General features: G+C 35.8%; 21 protein-coding genes and 1 riboswitch. Of the genes, 10 read left to right on the top strand and 11 right to left on the bottom strand.

The window, feature by feature from the left end:
* Positions 1-72: 72 nt before the first annotated feature.
* The 8 genes from H6W53_RS09470 (at position 73) to H6W53_RS09435 (ending at position 7,357) form a co-directional block, all read left to right on the top strand.
* The gene (locus H6W53_RS09470) at positions 73-936 is read left to right on the top strand and encodes a DUF58 domain-containing protein (protein WP_185206370.1); all 864 of its coding nucleotides are present in this window, start codon (positions 73-75) and stop codon (positions 934-936) included.
* A 109-nt stretch (positions 937-1,045) separates the two neighbouring features.
* The gene (locus H6W53_RS09465) at positions 1,046-1,942 is read left to right on the top strand and encodes a BatD family protein (RefSeq protein WP_194304458.1); all 897 of its coding nucleotides are present in this window, start codon (positions 1,046-1,048) and stop codon (positions 1,940-1,942) included.
* Positions 1,935-2,927: a vWA domain-containing protein gene (locus H6W53_RS09460; RefSeq protein ID WP_185206368.1), complete on the top strand. Its 993-nt coding sequence runs from the start codon at positions 1,935-1,937 to the stop codon at positions 2,925-2,927. Before H6W53_RS09465 ends, H6W53_RS09460 begins: the two co-directional genes overlap by 8 nt.
* Positions 2,927-3,934: a vWA domain-containing protein gene (locus tag H6W53_RS09455; protein WP_185206366.1), complete on the top strand. Its 1,008-nt coding sequence runs from the start codon at positions 2,927-2,929 to the stop codon at positions 3,932-3,934. The genes H6W53_RS09460 and H6W53_RS09455 overlap by 1 nt, the downstream gene beginning before the upstream one ends.
* Before the next feature lie 99 nt (positions 3,935-4,033).
* Entirely contained in the window at positions 4,034-4,771 is a 738-nt protein-coding gene (locus tag H6W53_RS09450; RefSeq protein ID WP_185206364.1) for a tetratricopeptide repeat protein, read from the top strand.
* Positions 4,771-6,510, top strand: a complete 1,740-nt coding sequence (locus H6W53_RS09445) for a BatD family protein (RefSeq protein WP_185206362.1) — start codon at positions 4,771-4,773, stop codon at positions 6,508-6,510. Before H6W53_RS09450 ends, H6W53_RS09445 begins: the two co-directional genes overlap by 1 nt.
* 44 nt (positions 6,511-6,554) lie before the next feature.
* Positions 6,555-7,157: a MarC family protein gene (locus tag H6W53_RS09440; RefSeq protein WP_087709463.1), complete on the top strand. Its 603-nt coding sequence runs from the start codon at positions 6,555-6,557 to the stop codon at positions 7,155-7,157.
* 5 nt (positions 7,158-7,162) lie between these two features.
* Positions 7,163-7,357, top strand: coding sequence for a hypothetical protein (locus H6W53_RS09435; RefSeq protein WP_076392320.1), 195 nt, complete (start codon positions 7,163-7,165; stop codon positions 7,355-7,357).
* A gap of 349 nt (positions 7,358-7,706) precedes the next feature.
* Here H6W53_RS09435 and H6W53_RS09430 read toward each other — a convergent pair whose 3' ends face one another.
* From H6W53_RS09430 to H6W53_RS09395, 8 genes are all read right to left on the bottom strand, one after another.
* Entirely contained in the window at positions 7,707-8,678 is a 972-nt protein-coding gene (locus tag H6W53_RS09430) for a chorismate-binding protein (RefSeq protein ID WP_185206360.1), read from the bottom strand.
* A gap of 21 nt (positions 8,679-8,699) precedes the next feature.
* Positions 8,700-9,593 (bottom strand): outer membrane beta-barrel protein, encoded by an 894-nt coding sequence (locus H6W53_RS09425; protein WP_185206357.1) that lies wholly within the window; start codon positions 9,591-9,593, stop codon positions 8,700-8,702.
* Between the two features lie 15 nt (positions 9,594-9,608).
* Entirely contained in the window at positions 9,609-10,724 is a 1,116-nt protein-coding gene (locus tag H6W53_RS09420) for an RNA polymerase sigma factor (RefSeq protein ID WP_185206354.1), read from the bottom strand.
* A 236-nt stretch (positions 10,725-10,960) separates the two neighbouring features.
* Positions 10,961-11,395, bottom strand: a complete 435-nt coding sequence (locus H6W53_RS09415) for a PaaI family thioesterase (protein WP_194304457.1) — start codon at positions 11,393-11,395, stop codon at positions 10,961-10,963.
* A 129-nt stretch (positions 11,396-11,524) separates the two neighbouring features.
* Positions 11,525-12,121 (bottom strand): 1-acyl-sn-glycerol-3-phosphate acyltransferase, encoded by a 597-nt coding sequence (locus H6W53_RS09410; RefSeq protein ID WP_185206352.1) that lies wholly within the window; start codon positions 12,119-12,121, stop codon positions 11,525-11,527.
* Positions 12,122-12,438: 317 nt separating this feature from the next.
* A complete protein-coding gene (locus H6W53_RS09405) occupies positions 12,439-14,160 on the bottom strand; it encodes a PspC domain-containing protein (RefSeq protein WP_185206350.1) in 1,722 nt (573 codons plus the stop codon).
* A gap of 10 nt (positions 14,161-14,170) precedes the next feature.
* Positions 14,171-14,500 (bottom strand): PadR family transcriptional regulator, encoded by a 330-nt coding sequence (locus tag H6W53_RS09400; RefSeq protein WP_072952756.1) that lies wholly within the window; start codon positions 14,498-14,500, stop codon positions 14,171-14,173.
* A gap of 212 nt (positions 14,501-14,712) precedes the next feature.
* Entirely contained in the window at positions 14,713-16,053 is a 1,341-nt protein-coding gene (locus tag H6W53_RS09395) for a cytochrome P450 (RefSeq protein WP_185206348.1), read from the bottom strand.
* Positions 16,054-16,355: 302 nt separating this feature from the next.
* Here H6W53_RS09395 and H6W53_RS09390 point away from each other — a divergent pair, with 302 nt between their 5' ends.
* Positions 16,356-16,946, top strand: a complete 591-nt coding sequence (locus H6W53_RS09390) for an HD domain-containing protein (protein ID WP_087709479.1) — start codon at positions 16,356-16,358, stop codon at positions 16,944-16,946.
* Positions 16,947-17,035: 89 nt separating this feature from the next.
* Here H6W53_RS09390 and H6W53_RS09385 read toward each other — a convergent pair whose 3' ends face one another.
* The 3 genes from H6W53_RS09385 to H6W53_RS09375 form a co-directional block, all read right to left on the bottom strand.
* Positions 17,036-17,419, bottom strand: coding sequence for an acyl-CoA thioesterase (locus H6W53_RS09385; RefSeq protein WP_076392338.1), 384 nt, complete (start codon positions 17,417-17,419; stop codon positions 17,036-17,038).
* A 108-nt stretch (positions 17,420-17,527) separates the two neighbouring features.
* Positions 17,528-17,708: riboswitch (cobalamin riboswitch) on the bottom strand.
* 60 nt (positions 17,709-17,768) lie between these two features.
* Positions 17,769-18,569: a hypothetical protein gene (locus tag H6W53_RS09380; RefSeq protein WP_116097875.1), complete on the bottom strand. Its 801-nt coding sequence runs from the start codon at positions 18,567-18,569 to the stop codon at positions 17,769-17,771.
* Between the two features lie 93 nt (positions 18,570-18,662).
* The gene (locus tag H6W53_RS09375) at positions 18,663-19,625 is read right to left on the bottom strand and encodes a helix-turn-helix domain-containing protein (RefSeq protein ID WP_185206346.1); all 963 of its coding nucleotides are present in this window, start codon (positions 19,623-19,625) and stop codon (positions 18,663-18,665) included.
* A 229-nt stretch (positions 19,626-19,854) separates the two neighbouring features.
* Here H6W53_RS09375 and H6W53_RS09370 point away from each other — a divergent pair, with 229 nt between their 5' ends.
* A complete protein-coding gene (locus H6W53_RS09370; RefSeq protein ID WP_185206344.1) occupies positions 19,855-21,240 on the top strand; it encodes a hypothetical protein in 1,386 nt (461 codons plus the stop codon).
* Positions 21,241-21,242: the final 2 nt, after the last annotated feature.

Genomic DNA, 21,242 nt, shown 5'->3' with positions numbered 1-21,242 from the left:
TGGAGGCAAGATGATGGAAGTTTTAAAAAGTCACAAGAAACTCTCATACACTAACACTCTCAAACATAGAAAATGCAGATAAAAGATATTGTAAAAAAAGTAAAGCAGATAGAAATCCGGACCCGAAAGAAGACGGAAGCTACTTTAATGGGGCAATATCACAGTGCTTTTAAAGGACAGGGAATGACGTTTTCGGAAGTTCGTCCCTATCAGTTTGGAGATGAAATCCGCAGGATCGACTGGAACAAAACGGCACGTTTCCGCGAACCTTTCGTAAAAGTAATGGAGGAGGAGCGTGAACTGACGATGATGCTGGTTGTGGATATTTCCGCTTCGATGGATTACGGAACTAAAAATCAGCTGAAAAGAGAATACGTTGCAGAAATTGCAGCAAGTTTAGGTTTTTCAGCAGCCGGAAATAATGATAAGGTAGGTTTAATTCTGTTTGCGGATAAAGTGTACAAAGTCATTCCGCCTCAAAAAGGAAGAAAACATATTTTATCGATAATCAGTACCATTTTAACAGCAGATTATGTTCCTGCCATTTCAAAAATTGATAAAGCGATGGAATACATGATGGGAATTTTCAAACGAAAATCTTTGGTCTTTCTGTTTTCGGATTTTGAAGATGAATATGACTCTAAAATGCTGAGAGTAGCTTCCAAAAAACATCAGTTGTTGGGAATGAGAGTTTATGATGAAAAAGACAATGAAATTCCGGATGTGGGCTATACCTTATTATATGATGCGGAAACCGGAAAGCAAATTTGGGTAAATACCTCAAGTGCAAGATGGAGATACAATTTTGCCGAAGCCAAAAAGCAGAAGCTGAAATCTTTAGAAGAAGATTTTGCCAACAGTTCGGCGAGTTTTATGAATATTAGTACAGGTTCGGATTATTCGAGATTACTGTATAATTATTTTCAGAAGAAATAAAAATAGACACTTTTTGTCATTGCGAGGAGGAACGACGAAGCAATCTTTTTTAATACAGATTCTTCCTTCGTCAGAATGACAAAAACGACGTTAAAATTTAATAATAAAATTGAAAAAACTATTATTTATATTTTGTTTTTTAATCTGTGCAAATGCGTTTTCACAGATCCTTTCTTCCAGTGTTGAGAAGAAAACCATTGCTTTGGGAGAAGTGAACCACATTGTGATCACCATTAATAACCTGAACAATGAAAAAGTTTCTGCAGCTCGCGAAAATGAGTTGTTGCCTTTTCATTTCGAAGAAATTAAAGACAGTATCGCGCAGACCCAGGATGTTTATTACAGAAGAATTGAATTTGCTGTTTTTGATGAAGGAAAATTTACCATTCCCGAACTGGAATTCAAAGTCAACGGAAAAGTTCTGAAAACAATTCCTTACGAAATTGATGTTATTAATACGGCTCAGAAGACTGACCAGATTAATGACATTATGAACAACAAAGAAGTAAAACTTGAAGCCACCGATTACTGGGAACTGTATAAATTTTACATATTAGCCGCCATTGCGGTCATCTGTCTCATCATTGCGATTATCATGTTCATAAAATACGGACGAAAACCAAAAGATTCGCCGGTTGTCGCCACAAATCAGACCTTGAAGGAACTGGATTCTCTCAAAAAGAAAAAATATGTGGAAAGTGGAAATTATCGTTCATTTTATGTTGAACTGATCGATATTTCCCGAAAATTCATCGCAAAACAATACCGCGTTCCGGCAGATGTTTTACTAACGGATGACCTTATTGATGTGATGAAGAAGAACAATACCATTTCTCAGGAAAATGAAAAAATAGTGGAGGAAGTATTTTTAAGAGGTGATCTGGTGAAATTTGCGAAAACATTCCCGGATCAGACCACCATGGAAAAAGATTTTGCCGACATCAGAGATTTTGTAAAAAGATCATCAAAAGATCTTGAATTTGAAAACTTGAGAAAGGATGCCTGATTTTGAATTTTACAGTCCGTGGTTTCTGTTGCTTTTCGCGCTGTTTATCCCTTTGTTATTCAGGGATGCAAGCCGACAGAGAAGAAAAGGAATAAAAGTTCCTACGGTAAAAAATATGGGGGAAAGCGGCGGAATTCATTTCATTATGTTTATCCTGAGAATATCGAAGTATATTATTCTTTCTGCACTCATAATTGCCATGGCAAGACCGAGAACTTTTACGGTTTCTCAGGACAGAGACGACACCAAAGGAATCGATATCATGCTTTCTGTGGATGTTTCCCTGAGTATGCTGGCAAAAGATTTAACGCCCGACCGTTTAACGGCTTTAAAAGATATTGCGATTAAATTCGTTAATAAAAGACCGAATGACAGAATTGGTCTGGTTGCCTATTCCGGAGAAGCATTTACCAAAGTTCCGGTAACTTCCGATCATCAGGTTGTTGTGGATGAACTCAATAATCTGAATCCTTTGGAATTACAGCCGGGAACAGCCATCGGAGAAGGACTTTCCGTTGCGGTTAACCATTTGAAAAACAGCAAGGCAAAAAGTAAAATCATCATTCTGATGACGGATGGTGTGAATACCATTGAAAATGCAATGCCTCCTGCAATTGCTGCGGAACTGGCTAAAAATAATGGAATTAAAGTATATTCCATCGGAATCGGAACGAACGGATATGCTTTAATGCCTACACAGACCGATATTTTCGGAGATCTTGTCTTTACCGAAACCGAGGTGAAAATTGATGAGCCTGTTTTAAAAGAAGTCGCACAAATGACAGGCGGAAAATATTTCAGAGCTACATCAAACAGCAGTCTTGAAGAAGTGTATGACGAAATTAACCAACTGGAAAAATCTGATGTAAAAGTTGCCAAACTTTTCAATTATCAGGAATATTTTAAAATTTTCCTGTGGATTGCTTTGGGTATGCTGTTTTTAGACGCTTTACTGAGATGGGTGTTTTATAAAATTTTAAGTTAATGGATTGGTATTTAGGAAATTATTGGTTTTTATTATTGCTGTTGCTTTTGCCGCTGTTAGCTTCCTTTTTGATCCGTTTTCTGAAATGGAAAAAAAAGAAAAGAGAAATTTTTGCAGACAGCCAGTTTCATGAGCAGTTATTCGAGAAAAAATCCGGCTTTACCAAGTTTTTTCCAGCTCTGTATCTTCTTGGAACATTGTTTTTAATATTTTCGATTATCGATTTGTTAAGCGGTTCAGAAGAAATTAAAACCAGTCAGAAATTAAATAATGTCATTTTCATGCTGGATGTTTCCAACTCGATGAATGCTGAAGATATTAATCCGAGCCGTTTAACGGAAGCAAAAAATCTGATGCTTCAGACGATGCAGAAAATGAAAAGCGATAAAGTGGGAATGGTGATTTTTGCAGGACAGGCAACTTCCATTATGCCTTTAACCACAGATTATAATTCAGCAGAAACCTATATCAGCGGAATCGAAACAAACTCCATGCAGATTCAGGGGACAGATTTTCTGAACGGGATGAAAATTGCTGCCGAAAAATTCAAAAATGTAAGCAAAGACGGAAGAAAAGTTGTTTTGCTGAGTGATGGGGAAGATAACGAAGGAAATGACGAAGCAGCGATACGACTGGCTAAAAAAGAGGGAATAATGATTACGTCCGTCGGAATAGGAACAGAAGAGGGAGCTCCGGTTCCGGAATATGTTTTCGGACAGTTAATGGGGTATAAAAGTGACATCAACGGACAGACCGTTATCTCGAAAAGACAGACGGAAGCGCTGAAAAAAATGGCTGATGCAACCGGAGGAAGCTATATTGACGGAAATAACATCAATGAAGCACCGGACAGAATTTTAGATGCTCTGAAAAAGAAAACCGGTTCATCCGAAACCATGGTGAAATCACAAAATGCCAATCATTATTACCAGTATTTTCTGGCAGTTTCTCTGTTTTTCTTCTTTCTGATTTATTTATTCAATCCCAAAAGAGATTTTAATATTTGATAATCGAATACATTGTCTCATAACCAGACTATTACTTTAACCCAATTTTAACAAATAAGACACTGTTTATTAACATTTAAAGGAATAATTTTGCACATAATGAATACTAAAATCATTTTTTTATCGTTTATAATTGCTTTCATCTTCCCGGGAAATCTTTTCGGGCAGAAAAACTACAGGACTTTAGTCTATGAAGGCAATGAAAAATTCAACGGTAAAGATTATGATGGCGCGTCTGTAAAGTATCTGGAAGCGATAAGAACCAACAGCAAAGATTTTACAGCGCACTATAATTTAGGAAACGCATTATATAAAAGCAAAAAATACGAAGAGGCAAAAGCAGAATTCGAGACGGCTCAGAAACTTTCTCAGACAATTCCTGATAAAGCAGCCGCTCTTCATAATTTGGGGAATACATACATGCAGATGAACAAGCCTGAAAAGGCAGCGGAATTTTACAGACAGTCCCTGAAACAAAATCCGTACAGCGAAGTAACAAGAAAAAATTACGAAATTGCCAAGCTGAAGGATAAAGAAAACCAACAGAAAAAACAACAGCAAAATAACTCCGGTAAAGGAGGCGGTGGTAAAGACCAACAGCAAAATGATGATCAAAAAGGAAAAGATCAAAAGCAGGATCAGGGACAAGGTCAGCAGAATAAAGGAGACGGACAGGGAAATGATCCAAACCGGAACCAGAATAATGAAGGCAAAATCCCTAAAGGTCTCGAAAATCAAATACTCAACAAAGTAAGCGACAAGGAAAAAGAAACCGCCAGAAGAATTTTAAATAAAAATTCTTATTCGATGCCCGAGAGCAACGAGAAAGATTGGTGATGCAGAACAGAATTATCTACATATTACTCTTAATGTCTTCCGTAATTTCTTACGGACAGGTAAATCTTTCTGTAACTCCGGATAAAACGACTTACAGCTCCAAAGAAATTGTCAATCTCAGCATTGTTCTTGAGGTAGAAGGCGCTGAATACAATCAGCAGACAAAACTTCGTCTTCCTGATTTTTCCAAATTCAATCTTATCGGAACAGGCTCACTGAGCAATGGATTTATAGATCCTGAAAGTAATGTTGCGGTTTCCCAAACCATCACAAGACTTGCTCTTGAGCCCAAACAGAAAGGAAAAGTAAAGATCGGATCTTTCCTGATTACCATCAACAATAAAATTTATAAGACGGAACCTTTTGACATTTTTATTAAGGATGTAGAAAAGAAACCGGTTGCAGCCAATAATGCTTCAAAAGATGTTTATCTCAATATGGAGATTGACGACCGTGAAGTGTATCAGGATCAGCCTACCATTGCCGTTCTGAAAGTCTATTCAAAAAACATGGATAACTTCAGAAGGGTAAGAAATATTCATCTTCCCGAACAGGACAATCTGGATATTTTTCCGGTAAGCTTTACAAAATCTGAGATTGATCCTTCTGACGCAGGAAATATGGCGTCGCAGATTCTGGCTGTATTCATGGTTTTCCCGAATGAAGCCGGTTATGTAGATATTCCGGGAGTTTCGGCTTCGCTGAATTCCTACGCGCACAAAAACAAACTCGTTTCCAATAAAGTAAAAATTAACGTTAAAAAACTTCCTGAAGGTTCTCCGGAATGCTTTAAAAATGCAGTAGGAAACTTCAATGTAACGGTTGCCAATACTTCAAAAGAAAAAGTTGAGGTTAAAAAACCAATGAATGTTCTTATAAAAGTAAGCGGTGAAGGGAATCTTAAAAGCATGGAGCTTCCCAAAATTGCGGAGTCTCCGGATTATGAATTTTTTGCACCCAAAATTACTTCACGTGTAACGGTGGGAACGGAAGGAATGAAAGGGGAGGTTTTGGCAAATTATCTTGTGATTCCTAAAAAAGCGGGAGAAATTACGATTAAAACAGAGCATTTCGCATTTTTCGATCCTTCGAACAAGGAATATGTAGATCTTGGAGAACAGTCTTTAGCAGTAAATGCTTTTTCTCATGATCAGATCCTTGAATCCCGCACTGCGGTTGAGAAAGTGAATGAGTATACCAATACTTTTTTAGAAACGGTAAATACGCCGGTTTTAAAAACAACTTCATTTAAAGTAAAAGAAAAAAAGAAATTTCACTGGAATGTTCTTTTCATCAATATTGCGATTTTACTTTCGTTATTCGGGATGTATCTTCTGTTTAAAACGTGGCAGAAAAAAAACAGATTATCTAAAGAAACGAAGACTCCGATGGCTTTAGGTTCTGTTGCTGAGACAGAAAATGAAATCCGTGAAAAGTTTAAAACCGACATCAACGATTATTTTGGATATTTGGAAAATCTTAAGGATAATGAAGATTATCAAAAGTTTTTTCAAACCTTCTATGAGCTTGATGAGGAAGTGAAAAGCCAATATTCTGTAAATCCGGCTGATCATTTCGCTGAGCTGCTGGAAAAAGAAAAAGGCTCTTCAATTGCCGAAGAATACAGGAATCTTATTCAAAAAGTGCAGGTTGAAAAGTATGCCCCGATAAAAACTTCCGAAGGAATGGACGAACTTTTATCAGCAATCGTTAATTTGTATTCTAAGATTAGCAAATAATTAATTTATTTTCATATTTTTGCGAAATTATTAATTGCAAGGAAATGGAAATATTTAATGATTTTTCGATTAAAGAGATTGTTACCTGTTTTATGGTTCTTTTCGCAGTAATTGATATCATTGGCTCTATCCCAATCGTGGTAAGTCTGCAGCAAAAATTCGGACAGATAGAAGCTGAAAAAGCAACGATTACCGCAGGAGCGATTATGCTTGTTTTCCTTTTCGTGGGAAACAAAATTCTGAAATTTATTGGTGTAGACGTTAATTCCTTCGCAATCGCAGGAGCTTTTGTGATTTTTATCATAGCACTGGAAATGATTCTCGGAATTGAGATCAACAAAACGTCTGAAGCAAAGGCTGCATCCATCGTTCCCATCGCGTTTCCGCTGGTGGCAGGAGCCGGAACTCTAACAACTACACTGTCTCTGAAAGCCGAGTTTCATGATATTAACATTATTTTTGGAATTATTCTCAACACAATTTTCGTATATTTGGTGCTGAAATCTGCAACGTGGCTGGAGAAGAAAATGGGCGATGCAACACTCGCTATTTTACAGAAAGTTTTCGGAATTATCCTGTTGGCGATTTCAATTAAATTATTCACCGCGAATTTTGCGCAATTGGTGCAGAATTACATTAATTTTTAAGAGTTATGCAGAAGTTTTATAAAGTATTTTTGGTACTGTTCATCGTGTTTATCGCAATTAATCTTTATGCTTTAGACTGGCAATCGGATATTTTGTCTGAGGATAACCTGAAGTTTGTTTTCTCAATAGCTTCAGCGGCAATAGGTCTTATTTTGCTTTTTGTAATGAATACATGGAGCAAGATCGGAGTAAGAAAATAATTAAATTACAATTTTATATAAAGCCTCTTTCAGTCTGAAGGAGGCTTTTTTATTTCTGCTTCTTATTGCATTTTAGCTCTCAAATAATAAAAATCTAAAGTAAAGAGTTTTGCTCCTTTAGGAGCAGAATCTGTGTAGAAATAAGAATAAATCTATTAATCAATCCGTAGGATTGATATCTATGATACGATACATTTTATAAAGATAGCGTTCCTACGGAACGCCGAACGTACGGTTAATATGATTTCTACGCAGATAAAAACTCCATAGAGTTTTCTAACATTTTACTTTAGACAAATTGTTGAATCTTTTGCCTCTTTTGCGGTCAAATAAAATTTAAAGAAGTTTATTATTTTAAAATCGCCAGATTTTTCAGAACAGCTTCAGATTTAAGTTCAGTTTCTGTCCATTCTTTTTCGGGATTGCTTTGTGCGGTAATTCCGCCGCCTACAAATAAATGAACTGCATTTTTATACAGTTTTGAACAGCGAAGATTAACAAAATACTGTACCGTTTCATCAGTCTCAATTTTTATATATCCGGCGTAGAGTTCGCGAGGAAATTTTTCAATTTTCTGAATTTCTTCTTTACAAAAATCTTTCGGAATTCCGCAAACAGCAGGAGTGGGGTGTAATTCCTGAATAATCTGATCTAAGTTTTCAGGCTTAATTTGGGCTTTAAAATCGGTTCGAAGATGCTTGATATTTCCTGAAATATGATCGTAGGTTTCAGATTCCGTTACGTTTTCAGAATACTGATTTAAAATATTTCTGATGTAGGACGTTACAGGTTTCTGTTCCTCAATTTCCTTTTCCGACCAGTTTTCAGAAACGGGAAGCGTTCCTGCGAGACTCATTGTTTCAAATTCGTGCGTTTTTTTACTGAATTTTCCTAAAACTTCTGAAAAAGCACCCATCCATGAATTTTCGTCATCGATAAAAATATATCTGAATGAATTCGGATAGGATTGACAAAGATGATTAAAGCTTTCTTTCAGATTAATTTCTTCAAAATCTGTGAAAAATTTTCTTCTTGAATAGACCAGTTTCGGAAGCTGATGTTCTTTGATAACCGCAATTACTTTTTCAAGATTTTTTAAATATTCTTCCTTCGTTTCGGCAACAAATCCGCTTTTATCCTCAGGTAAAATCTCACTTGAAATTGCTGTCTGATTAAAATTTTCAGGGTTTAATTCAATAATTTTTCCTCCAAAATCCAATCGTTCCAATCCATCAAAAGAATAAAAACTGATATGGTTTTCGCCGGAATTTTCATCTGTGGAATACAGTTTTTCGTCGAATGGAAATTTGAAATAAATCATTGTTTGAAGCTTTTTAGAAAATCAGAGTCGGGAAATAATATAAGAAATTCCAACATTGATTTTTCTTTCTGCAAAGGTATTATTAGTCTTAAAAATCTCAAAATCAAAGTCAGGGTTTTTTAAGGAAATATTTTTGATGCTGTAATGCTGATATTCCGCAGAAATGATGAAACGTCGCAGCAATCTGTACTGAAGCCCCAAAGAAAATCCGAGATTGGTCTGTGTGCTTTTAAAATCCTCCAGTTTGGTTAAAGCGTCATTTTCAGGAGTCAGAAACTGCATTTTATAAGTCTGATTATTTAGCAAAATTCCTGCAAACGGACGGAAGTTTTTCCAGTTATACATCAGTTTAAGCTGAAGTGCAAACTCAAAATGTTCATTATTAAACTTCTGAAATAGAAGCGGCTGATTATCTTCGGTAAAATAATATCCGTTCAGAAAGGTGTCTTCTTTGTTGGCATCAAGATCGAAGGATGAATTCCAGTGATACGCATTGGCAGAAACCCAGACTAAAAACTGAGAATCAAAGAAACTTTTGGAAGCCCAGATTCCGAGATTTTCCCCGAACTGCGGTTTATTTTCTAAAGACCAGTTTGCACTTTTTATGCTAAATCCGCCTTCAATTCCGTACTGAAAGGTCACCGGTTTTCGTAATCTTGCTCTTCTTGAAGCCCTCTGTTTGTCTATTTCCTGTTTGTATACATCCGTCACAAATTTCGTTTCCTGAACGATCGGTGTTTTCATCACAACATCATTCAGCCTGAATTTTAAAGGTTTCATGAGATATACGGTATCATAAACGACTACTTTTTCGTAGACGTAAACCGTATCGATTTTCCTTTTCCTGATTTTCTGTGCAAACGAAAAGTTAACACAGGCGATGAGAAAAAGAAGTATTATTTTTTGGAAGGACATATTCTGCTTTTCAATTTATTTTTCAATAAATACGGTGTCTCTTTTAATGATTTTTTTAACGACAATTATTTTCTGCGGAGTTTCTTCAATGGTGTCGTTTGCAGCCGTTTTTTTTAAAACCGGTCTGCTTTTCAATCCTGTTTCATCGTCGTTTATTTTTGTTTTTGAAGTGTTTTTCTCTTCAATTATATTTGTTGCTGACTGATTTAGAGCATTATTGACTGATTTTTCTTTTGAATCAGAATTGGTATTTACGAAGTGTTTTTTTGTCTTTTTACCTACTGTTTCATTATTATCTGTAAGAATTGGTAAAGCTGAATTCTGATTCGTTGAGAAAAAAGAATTCTTCGGATTTAAGAAAAAAACAGACAGAACAATAATGATTAAAAATGTTCCTCCAATTATTGTTTTCCTTTTCAGGCTTTTACCGGATGATGAAAATGCAGCATTATCAATTTTAAGATCGGAAGGAATCTGCAATTTTTTTGATGGCTGAATGGTAAAATCAGCAAATTTGCTTTTAAAAGTCTGCGCCCAAAGCAATCCGCCAAGTCCGAAAACAACAAGCAGTTGAGCCATTTTTTTCTTCGGAGTATTTTGATTGACAAAATTCTTCATCAGATAATTCTGAACCGCTTTTTTCGCTCTCAAAAGGTGAGATTTTGAGGTGTTTACTGTAATTCCCAATAAACCGCAAATTTCTGCATGAGAATGATTTTCAATAAAATAAAGATTGAAAACAGATTTATGATGCGGTGGAAGACTGTCGATGGAAGACAGCAGTTCTTCACTGGTAAAGTCGTAAACGAAAACGTTTTTTTCTTCTGATAAATGATGGTCCATTTCTGAATAGGTATCTGGGATTTCCGAAGGTTCTGTAGTTACAAAAGTATCTTTGCTGTGTTTGCGGATGTGTTGCAGTGCATTATTTACCACAATTTTTTTCAGCCAGGCAAAGAGAGCCTTTTCGTCATTCAACTGATCGTTTTTCTGGATTGCGGTAATAAAGCTGTCCTGCACGATGTCTTCTGCCGTGTAAATATCATCAATATATCTTCTGCATATTCCCAGAAGTTTCGGGGAATAATCGAGATAGATTTTCTGCCAGTTGAAGTTGCTGTTTTGCTTCATAATTTAATTCGCGGCAAATAGTAGGTTTTTATTTACCGGAAGTTTTATTAAAATTTTGACCTTTTCAAGATAAAGTTAAATCTTTATATAAATGAACAGGGTCGGTAAAAAATAAAATTAAAGTTTTCATGGTTATTATTTACTTATAAGATGCAGAAAAAATAAAAGGTTGCAGTAAGAAAATAAAAAAAGCTCAAATTTTTTTGAGCTTGGTATTTTTCAGTGAAAATTAAATCTTATCGGTTGATGATATTGTTCGTCATCGTGGTATGATTGATGAGCTGACCTTTTTCATCGCGGATCTCAATTTCTGAAACATGCATTGTTTTTCCTTTTCGGATAAATCTTGCAACGGCTGTTACGATTCCGTCTTTTTTGCTTCTTAAATGGTTGGAATTGATGTTGGTTCCCACTCCGAAATATTTTGTACCATCAATAAAAATATTAGACAGGCTTGAACCCATGGTTTCTGCCAATACACAGCTTGCGCCACCGTGCATAATTCCGAAAGGCTGATGAATTTTTGGTGAAACAGGCATGGTTGCAGTCAGTGTTTCATTTTCAACATCAATATCTGTGAACTTAATATCCAGAGTTTTTGCAAATGTTTCTCCGCCCCAGTTATTGATGAATTCTAATATTTCTTCCTTGCTTTTATCTTTTATGAACATATTTTTTAATAATGAATAATAAGTAATTGGTAATGAGTAATTTTGATAGCTTATAGCTTATAGCTTATAGCTTATAGCTTCTAGCCTCTGGTTTCTAACTTCCATCTTCCAGCATCTAGCTTCCATCTCCTAAACTTTCGCCTCAGAATCATTCCCCATGATATTCGGATTCCAGTTTTCCGGGATTTTAGGAACAATATCATTTTTTACATAGTAATCCTGAATTTCCTGCATAATTTCTGTAAAGGGTGCAGATGCAATTCTTTCGTAGGGAATGGTATACCCAAGATAAATGATTTTTCTTTTAAAATCTCCCGCCGCGAGAACGATAGGAACTTTAGCCGCTAAAGCCATGTGATAAAAACCTTTTCTCCATTTCGGAACCCAGCTTCTTGTTCCTTCGGGAGTGATGACCAGACTGAAATCGTCTTTTTCAAACTGTTTGGCTACGAAATTCACCAGATCATTCTTCTGGCTTCTGTCGATCCCGATTCCGCCCAGACCTTTTACAACGCTTCCGTACCAAGCTTTGGTGTGTGCATCTTTGATGATGATTTTTAATGGTTTTTTCAGAGACCAGTAGGAAAGATTTCCTAAAATATATTCCATGTTGTGCGTGTGCGGAGCGACTACAAGAATACATCTGTTCAGAACGTTTTCGTCGCCCTGAAGAACGACTTTCCAGCCCATTAATTTTAGCAGCAGTTTGCCGATCAGCTTTCTCATATAGTTTTAGATTAAAAACAAAAAAGTATAACCAAAGTGGTTATACTTTACAAATATATTGAAATATTATCGCTCTTAAAACAGACTGCTGATTAAATCAACAATTTTCATTACAATTTCTAGTGCCAGTTGTACCATGATTATTGAATTTTTATTGAGTGTTTTGGTTTTAATTTTTTACTACACAAATGTAAAGATTTTTATTGAAACAGCGAACAAAATCTTTATATTTTTTTGTTTTCAGTGAGAGAAGAAGAGTGTGAATTTCAAACGGTTGTGTTATTCATTCACACCTTCTGCCACTCTCTGCAGTTTAGTTATTTGGTTTGTATGGAAATTTCGTTTTTACCTTCGTCTACCTTGAAGTCGATGTTGGCTCCTTTCATCTTTTTGATGCTGCTTTTCATGGAGTCGATTACCTGATCTGCCTTATTGCTCGGAACTTTTTTTCCGTTAACGATAATGCTGTCTTCATCATCAGAGTTGTATTCAATCGTAGAACCGTTTACCGTGATTTTATTTTTTTCGATTTTGATGTTTCCGTCTTCGTCTCTTTCCTGATCGTCATCATTAATTCCGTCTGCGTTAAGATCCCCGTCGAAGCTGATTCCGTCTTTTTTTACAGGGATCACTACGGTTTTTAAAGGAAGTACCAGTTCATAATCTATGCTGTAATCTCTGAAACGGTGTTCGTAAGGATATTTGATGTAGTTGGGAAGAACGATTTTATTGTTTACTACTTCTACAGGAACACTTACATTTAACGGAAGGTTATAGCCTTTAGCTTCTTTTTTAATGATTAAATAAGGCGTTTTGATGTCTGCTTTTCTTGTTACATCCACATGCATCCAGTCTCTTTCGTATACAGAAACTTTGTCTGAATAAAGATCATCATCGTATCCTTTAAAGTTCTGAGGAATGGAAACCTGTTTGAAATCTACATAGATACTGTCTGATTGGGTGTTGATCGCAATTTCTTCTGTATCTTCTTTATGACCTTTCAGGAACATTTCTCTTTTCGCCATGCTGAATCCGAAATAAGTACCTAAAGTGATCAGTGCAAGGAACAAAGCTCCGATTACCCAGCCTGTATTTCTCAGTTTTGTTTTAGGCGAAATTAATTTGATGCTTAATAATCCGAATAACATGGCAGGCAATAAACTTCCTAAAGTAATCAGTGCCATAAGAATGTATTTCATATTATCGTTATCGAAATAGAAATTCATCTGGCTTACCGGAGGGAAATCGCTGTCTGCTCCCATAAAACCGAATACTACAAATACTCCGATGAGACAAGACAAAGACATGAATCCGAAAATACCTCCTAAAATATATCGTAATACATTCCAAAGCCCGCTTCCTGCGTTGTTGATGTATGGTTTGTTTTCGATATAGATTTCTCCGACCCTCTGAGTAGATTCATTGGCAAACTGTACCAATTTATTAGACTCATTCTTAAGATTGTCGAAGTTCATAGGCTTTCCCTTCATTTTCAGGAAATCTGCTGCGGTTTCTGCTTTTGGCAAAACTGCCCAAAGAATAATATAAAGTAAGAAAACCAATGTTGAAGAAACGGCCGCCGTAAAGATTCCAAGGATGAAAACGCCAAGCCAGATCGCTCTCATGGCAGTAATGTCCATTCCTACGTAATGCGCTAAACCTGCACAAACACCGGCGATTTTTTGTCTTTCAGGATCACGGAACAGTTGCTTTTTATCAGAATATTCGGTTCCTGAAGTGTTTGTTCTTTTGGTATTTTTTTCAGAATAATAAGCTTCTTCCTGTTCTTCGATTTTTTCAGGGCTTCCGATCTGTGCAATTACTCTTTCTACATCCGAGTCGTTAATTACCTCACGTTTTGCCATAGAATCTTTGAAGATTTCTACCATTCTGATTTCTATGTCATGCATTACCTCATCTGCTTCCGAAGCATCCAGAGAGCTTCTCAGAGCATTCAGGTAATCGCTAAGTTTTATGTATGCGTGTTCTTCTATGGTAAAAGAAAAACCTGCGAGTCCTATTGAGAGTGTCTTGTTCATAGCTTTGTTTTTAATTTTTTTGAGTGATTTGGTTAACTGAATTGGTTAATTCGTTCCAGGTGTTTTGAAGTTCATCTAAAAATAATTTACCTTTTTCGGTAATCTGGTAATATTTTCTCGGAGGTCCTCCTGTAGATTCTTCCCATCTGTATGAAAGAAACTCTCCATTTTTTAATCTTGTTAAAAGAGGGTAGAGTGTTCCTTCTACGACATCCAGTTTTCCTTTTTTCAGTTCATCGATTAAGTCGGAAACGTACATTTCGCGATGATTGATGAGACTTAAAATACAGAATTCCAGAATCCCTTTTCGCATTTGCGCTTTGGTATTTTCAGTATTCATCTTTAATAAGTTTGTTAATTAGTTACATAATTTTCGAAATCCGGAACCTAGCTAGTTGTACCTGTTTCGATTTTACATTACAAAGATATGTAATTAAAATGGTATTATGCAATACAAAGTAGTGAAAAAACATAAATAAATAATTTAACTAATTGATAATCAGTTTAATTATTTTTAATAAGAAATTTTATATAATGAGAATTTTATGAAAATCAGATCATATTTTTAACAATTTTACCTTTTAGGCTCAATGTTCTTAAAGTAACCAAAGCTTTTTTCTTTAATTCTTTCTGATATGATACGAAGCTGTAGTTTTTGTAGAATCTACGGACGATAAGAGCCATTTCCATCATGGCAAAGTGTTCTCCTATGCAGAGTCTAGGTCCTGCTCCGAAAGGGTAGTAGGCGAAGTTCTTGGCATTTTCATGATCAAAACGTTCAGGAATAAAAGAATCGGGATCATTCCAATACTTCGGGTTTCTGTGCAGACCCGTAATATAAAGGATTATTAAAGTTCCTTTTTTCCATGAATAGTTTTTAAAACTGTCGTCTTCCATAGCCTGCCGGTCGATTGCCCATGCCGGAGAATGCAGTCTCATTGCTTCTTTAATGATATTTGTGGTGTAAGATTTTTTCATTAAGCTTTCTGTACCAAAAGCATTTTCACCTTCTGCTGCAATTTCAGCTCTTAGTTTTTCTTCGGCTTCAGGATTTTGGCTGATCTCGAAAAAGATAAAGCTTAATGCATTGGCAGTGGTTTCGTGTCCTGCAATGAAAAGAATGAGCATTTCATCAATTAGCTGTTCATCAGACATTGGAAGCTGTGTGTCTTCATAACGTGCCTGAATAAGCATATCCAGCAAATCATTTTTTTCTTCACCTGAGCTTCTTCTTTTATCCAGAACATTTTTAATGATATTTTTCCCTTCATTATTTTTTTTCATTATTTTATCCATTATTCCAAGACTTTTTATCACTTGCGTATACAAAGGTATTCTTACTTCTTTGGCAAAGACTTCCTGAACTTCGGTAATGATTTTTCCCAGCTCTTTCACACTTTCCTCATCAATATCCGAACTGAAAAGTGTTTTCGCAACAATGTTGAAAGCCAGTGTGTGGAAAAAATCATATAAATCAGTTTCCGGCTCCTGAGGAAAATTCTGAAATGCTTTATGAATTTCATTCTCCATAATGCCGATTAAACCGGAGATTTTGATCTTACTGAATCCCGGCTGGATGATGCGTCTCTGTTTCAGCCAGTCTTTTCCGTTATTGGTAAGAAGTCCTTTCCCGAGATATTTTCCTAACACAACCGATTGTATATCAGATTTAGAATAGTTTTTATGGTTTTGTTTTAGAACATATTCAATAAATTCTTTATCCTGAGAAAAGATAAAATCAGTATTTGTTACACTGGCTTTTAGATGGAAAGTGTCTCCGGCAATGTTATGATTTCCGCTGATGACTTTTAAGGGATTATTTACACCATAAAAAAGAGAGTACAGTTTTCTTTTTCCTTTAATTTCTGTAGGATAATTGTAATTTGGAGTCATGTAAAATATTTATAATAAAAGTAATACTAATCTGTGAATTAGAATAGGTTTAAAGCTAAAAGTCTTATTTTTGTATTGCCATTTTACTCGCTTTAATTTTATGCTTTTTAAATTTTAACCATAAAGCAGCCGAAAGATTTATCATAAACTCATTATCAAAATAAATAGTATTCTCATAAGCATAAAAGTCTGGGATCTTTTTAATTGATATTTTTTTAGAAATGTGAATCTTTTAAGTGAAAAATTGTCAAAACTTTTTTTAAGTGATTGAGAAATAAATGGTCTCAAAATAATTATATACAATGAAAATACAAAAAGAAATCGATTTTATTCTGGCTGTTGATGCCCTGAAAAACGTACAAAGAAGAAATTACAATGCAGACGATTCACGAAGAGAAAATACAGCGGAACATTCATGGCAGATTATTATTCTGGCGCAGATCCTTTTCCCATATGCAAAGAACAGAGCAGATATCGATTTATTAAGAGTAATCAGAATGTTGTCTATCCATGATCTGGTAGAAATTGAAGCAGGAGATACTTTCTTATTTGATGAAGCGGCAATGGCAGGAAAATTTGAAAGAGAGAAAGTTTCAGCTCAGAAAATCTTCGGAATTTTAGATGAGCCGCTGCGTTCTGAATTTTTTAATCTTTGGCTGGAATTTGAGGAAGAGCAGACTCCTGATGCAATTTTCGCCTGCGCGATCGACCGCATTATGCCTTTTATTTTAAATTCCCACACTTCAGGAAAGAGCTGGACAGAAGCCGGCGTTACAGAAAAGCAAATCAGAAATATGTTGGAAAATGCCATTGTAAGAGCTTCCGATGAACTGGGAGAGGCTTTTCAATTACTCTTGCTGAAAAATCTGGAAACTGAAAAGGTATTGAAATAGAAAGGTTTCGGCGGGCAAAGCCCGCCGAAACCGCTTTAAAGAACATTGAAAATATTGGATTCCGGCGACCGAAGGTCGCCGGAACCTTTTTATAATATTTGAATTGGCTTCTTGAATTCATCAATCGCTACAAAAGTAAAATCTCCTACGATTGCTCTTTCTCTTTCATACGAATACATCTGTTCCGTGAAAATTTCCACATTTACTTTCATACTCGTTTTTCCGACATGAACCACTTTTCCGATTAGCTCTACAATGGTTCCGGCAGGAATAGACCTTTTAAAATCAATTTTATCGCTGCTTACGGTTACCACGCGTTTTCTTGCAAATCTGGTGGCAGCAATAAAAGCCACTTCATCCATCAGTTGCATGGCTGTACCTCCGAAAAGCGTATCGTAATGATTGGTTGTGTTCGGGAAAACCGCTTTGAAAATTCGGGTTTCAGATGCTTCAATTCTTTCTTCTGTAGTCATATATCATTATTAATTAAAGCGAAATGAAAAATAGAAGAACAATAGAAAAAGCAGAGACAGAAATCTCTGAGTGTCCATTAGATCAACAAACTTCAAATCGCGAAAGTTTTTTGTTATTAAGAAAAAGGCAGGTCTCCTGACTTGTAACATCTTTATTCCCTTCCCATGAATTACACAGTGGATTTTTTTATAAAGACTTTAGTTACTTACAGTTGCGCGACAGTTCGTGATTTTCACACGATTCCCTTTTAATCTGCAGTTAAGCAAAACCAGTTTCCTGAAAAGTCACAGCCTGGAAAAGAGCCCATACTCATGCTTTTCGGGTACAAAAATAATGATAATTAATGAATTATTCGGGAGTTTTATAAATGATCTGGCTTTCAGCTTTTCCCTGTTTGATCGTCCAGATTGTTGTATAGCGGTTTTCACCGGAGCCATTTATCATATAAAGAAAAATATGATCGTTATCAATTGCAGTTACACCCACATTATTGAAATCCATCGTTGGCTGAAACATATTTTTAATAGCATCTCTTACAAAAACAGAACCTCTTCCCGGTTGCTGAACGCGTACAGATTTTATTTCGGTTAAACCTTCAGGCAATTCCTTTCCTACGCCCCAGGCTTTTACTTTGTCAACTTTAGTAATGTTTCCATTGGCGTCTTTTTCCTGTTTCTTAATGTGTGCATAAGAAGGGTAAACGTCAATAATAACCTTTGTTCTTTGGTTTCCGGGAATTTTAGGATTGGTGTCGTCTGTAAAGATCAGAGATTTTCCGTTTTTCGATTTTGAAGGGGTAAATTTTGGTAAATTATCAACAAAAACCACGCGGTTTTTATTTACCATTCCTTCTTTGGTGATGCTGTCGTATCGTACGAAAGGTTTTTCTGTATCCTCTTTTTCAGGATATTTTATCCAGATCCATTCTGTTTCTCCCGGAGCCGGTTTTTCATAAATAAAAACATCTCCTGTTTTCATACGGATCTTATCAACGATTTTTCGGTAATCGTCTTTATGAACACGCACCATGGCATAACCTTCCTCAGCTTTTACAACACCGAAAGGAACTTTATTCTGACCTTTCGCCAATGCAAAAGAAAAAACACTGAAAACTGAAAGATAAAATGCTTTACGTAGAGACATCATCATGAAATTTTTTGACGCTTCAAATATATAAATTAAAATTTGTTTAAACTTTTCAAAGTATAAAAGTAAACTGATTAATTTAAACTTAAAATGCCGTCATGAAACCTTTGTACTGGTTTTCTGTATATATTCACTTGGAGTTACCCCTTCTATTTTTTTAAATACTTTATTAAAAGTTGACTGATTTTTAAATCCTGCTTCAGAGTAGATATGCATCAAAGTCATCGTTTTCAGTTCATCACTATGAAGTTTATTCTTTACGTATACCACACGATGTGTGTTGATGTAATGATTAAAATTATCGAATCCGTTGATTTTTATGGCTTTGGAAATATAATTGTTATTCACTTTAATTGTACTGCTGAGCTCGGAAATCGTTAAATCTGCATTTCTGAATAACTTATTACCAATAACTTCCTGATCTATTTTCTCAAAAATATTTTCTGCAAGTTGCAAATCTTTATCGGCAACAGGAGCAGCAGGCTGAGAAACCTTTTTCTCAATAATTACCTCTTTACTCTTTATATTTTGAATCAGGCTTTTATAATATGTTCCTAAAAATATCTGTATAAGGTTAACAGTAAATATAAAAGCGTCTGTGAGGTTTCCTTTCTTAAGATCATTAAAAGGATACCCGAAATAGTCGTTTCCGGCAAATATGCAGCAAAAACTTATGAGAAAAATAGCATATACCGTGAAGATAACCACTTCTTTTTTCGAAAAAAAGATATTTGCCCAAAAGGGCAGGGCTACAATCCATATTAAACTGCAGACTGAAATATTCCAGAACCTGAATACTATAAACAAGTTGTAAAGAGGCATTACAAGAATGAAAACCTTCACGACTTTAAGAAGATCATAATGATTTCCCAATATGTAAAAAGGAAGGAGTAATGAAAAAAAACCTCCGATGAGGTAGTAAACCATTATCGGATCTTTCATGTAAAATGAAAAAATCAGGATGCATGTAATAAAAGTTACAGCCAGTACATAAATATATCGGTTAGCGAGTTCTCTTTTCAGATCCAGCACTTCAATTTCAGTATTTTTTTTCCCCATAATGTTCTAATATAATAAAATTCAGAAAATCATTTATTAAATACGTTGATTATCAGTTTTTTATATTAGTTGCAATGAAAAGTCATTTATCATTTATCTCTTGTTTTCTACTCAAAAATGTGACTCTATATTTGCAATGTGTTTTTCAGTTAGCAAAATTACAATAAAAATTTAATCTTTAAATATTGATAATATAAATATCTGATAACCCCCTTTAAAAACATATATTATGACGAACAAAAAAAAATTATTTCTTCTCATGGCTGTTTCTGTTTTGGGATTTAAATCTTTCGCTCAGGTTGGTATTAATACCACAAAACCGCAAGGTGTATTCCATGTAGACGGAAAATCTTCTTCTGCCACAACCAATGATCCGGATAACGCACCAACAGCTTTACAGTCTTCCGACGACTTTGTTGTTAAGAGCAATGGAAGTGTAGGTATTGGTACAGTAACTCCAGATGGTTCTGCTATACTGGATATGAATGTGGATCAACTTTCTTCAGGAAGTAAAAAAGGACTTCTTATTCCAAGAATGGCTTTAACATCCAGAACGGATATTACAACAATTCCGAATCCGGCAACAGGATTATTGGTGTATAATTTAGGAACAAATTCAGGATTTAGCTATTCCGGGTATGTTTACTGGAACGGAAGCGAGTGGCGTCTTATGGAAGACACTTCTCCGGTAGGTGCAGTTGCTGTTTTAAACTGTAATGCTGCTGCATTGGATCCATCGCAGTTAATTGATGGAAATACGCCTACTACAATTACTTCAGGAACCGTGATGAAAATTCCATACTCCGGAGCAAACGGCGGTCAGTATAGTGGAATTACATTATATTCAGTAGGAAATCCGGGAGTTACGGCAACCATTACCGGCGGAAAGCTTGAGGTTGGATCCGGTTCTTTAGCATTTGCAGTACAGGGAACTCCTATTGCTTCGCAAACGTCACCGGTGGGAATTACATTTGATCTGACTCCTTTTATTACCGCAAATTCCGGACTTACAGGCTGTAGCTCTGTTACTGTAGGAACTCAGGTGAATGCTGATATTAAAACAGTAGCGGTTATGGATTATATGAAATTTGTAACAGATCCGGACACGGGAGTAAAAGGATTTGTAGTAGAAGCAAAGACACCGGATGGTCTTTACACAGTAAAAGTTTTTATGAGACACTCTATTCAGAATGCTACCGCTACTGCTACCAATAACACAACTTCTACTGCAAGTGGAGCAGAAAACAACGTACTGTTGCGAAATAACTCCAGTACATCCAAAACCATTATGTGGAATTACTCTACATTTTATGGAGGACAGATTACTGATGCCGGAGGAAGTTTAGTAGTTCCGTCACAAACTCCGGGTGGTGGAGACGGAAATACATGGAGATCATTATCCACTTCTAATGCAGGCGCTTGGGGAAATCCGGGGATTTATAACGCATTTAATAGCGGACCGGAATATCGATACTATTCCTGGATTGATACTTCCACAACCTCCAAAGTAGCTTACACTGCAACTGTAATGGCAGGGATGGATCCTTCGGCTACTGCAACAGAGGTAACCAAACAAAAAGTTTTTATTAAAATCGAACAGATTACAGGACAATAGTA

It is taken from the genome of Chryseobacterium sp. C3 (assembly GCF_014218905.1).
GTDB lineage: Bacteria > Bacteroidota > Bacteroidia > Flavobacteriales > Weeksellaceae > Chryseobacterium > Chryseobacterium mucoviscidosis.
This window is presented reverse-complemented; position numbering and strand designations above follow the sequence as displayed.

What these genes read in the sequence shown, in the direction of transcription:
- H6W53_RS09445 (WP_185206362.1), top strand. Translation starts at nt 4,771, where the DNA reads ATGCAGAACAGAATTATCTACATATTACTCTTAATGTCTTCCGTAATT.
- H6W53_RS09390 (WP_087709479.1), top strand. Translation starts at nt 16,356, where the DNA reads ATGAAAATACAAAAAGAAATCGATTTTATTCTGGCTGTTGATGCCCTG.
- H6W53_RS09410 (WP_185206352.1), bottom strand. Translation starts at nt 12,121, where the DNA reads ATGAGAAAGCTGATCGGCAAACTGCTGCTAAAATTAATGGGCTGGAAA.
- H6W53_RS09385 (WP_076392338.1), bottom strand. Translation starts at nt 17,419, where the DNA reads ATGACTACAGAAGAAAGAATTGAAGCATCTGAAACCCGAATTTTCAAA.
- H6W53_RS09415 (WP_194304457.1), bottom strand. Translation starts at nt 11,395, where the DNA reads ATGTTCATAAAAGATAAAAGCAAGGAAGAAATATTAGAATTCATCAAT.
- H6W53_RS09425 (WP_185206357.1), bottom strand. Translation starts at nt 9,593, where the DNA reads ATGTCCTTCCAAAAAATAATACTTCTTTTTCTCATCGCCTGTGTTAAC.
- H6W53_RS09375 (WP_185206346.1), bottom strand. Translation starts at nt 19,625, where the DNA reads ATGGGGAAAAAAAATACTGAAATTGAAGTGCTGGATCTGAAAAGAGAA.
- H6W53_RS09400 (WP_072952756.1), bottom strand. Translation starts at nt 14,500, where the DNA reads ATGAATACTGAAAATACCAAAGCGCAAATGCGAAAAGGGATTCTGGAA.
- H6W53_RS09420 (WP_185206354.1), bottom strand. Translation starts at nt 10,724, where the DNA reads ATGAAGCAAAACAGCAACTTCAACTGGCAGAAAATCTATCTCGATTAT.
- H6W53_RS09460 (WP_185206368.1), top strand. Translation starts at nt 1,935, where the DNA reads ATGCCTGATTTTGAATTTTACAGTCCGTGGTTTCTGTTGCTTTTCGCG.
- H6W53_RS09405 (WP_185206350.1), bottom strand. Translation starts at nt 14,160, where the DNA reads ATGAACAAGACACTCTCAATAGGACTCGCAGGTTTTTCTTTTACCATA.
- H6W53_RS09450 (WP_185206364.1), top strand. Translation starts at nt 4,034, where the DNA reads ATGAATACTAAAATCATTTTTTTATCGTTTATAATTGCTTTCATCTTC.
- H6W53_RS09440 (WP_087709463.1), top strand. Translation starts at nt 6,555, where the DNA reads ATGGAAATATTTAATGATTTTTCGATTAAAGAGATTGTTACCTGTTTT.
- H6W53_RS09455 (WP_185206366.1), top strand. Translation starts at nt 2,927, where the DNA reads ATGGATTGGTATTTAGGAAATTATTGGTTTTTATTATTGCTGTTGCTT.
- H6W53_RS09430 (WP_185206360.1), bottom strand. Translation starts at nt 8,678, where the DNA reads ATGATTTATTTCAAATTTCCATTCGACGAAAAACTGTATTCCACAGAT.
- H6W53_RS09435 (WP_076392320.1), top strand. Translation starts at nt 7,163, where the DNA reads ATGCAGAAGTTTTATAAAGTATTTTTGGTACTGTTCATCGTGTTTATC.
- H6W53_RS09470 (WP_185206370.1), top strand. Translation starts at nt 73, where the DNA reads ATGCAGATAAAAGATATTGTAAAAAAAGTAAAGCAGATAGAAATCCGG.
- H6W53_RS09370 (WP_185206344.1), top strand. Translation starts at nt 19,855, where the DNA reads ATGACGAACAAAAAAAAATTATTTCTTCTCATGGCTGTTTCTGTTTTG.
- H6W53_RS09395 (WP_185206348.1), bottom strand. Translation starts at nt 16,053, where the DNA reads ATGACTCCAAATTACAATTATCCTACAGAAATTAAAGGAAAAAGAAAA.
- H6W53_RS09380 (WP_116097875.1), bottom strand. Translation starts at nt 18,569, where the DNA reads ATGATGATGTCTCTACGTAAAGCATTTTATCTTTCAGTTTTCAGTGTT.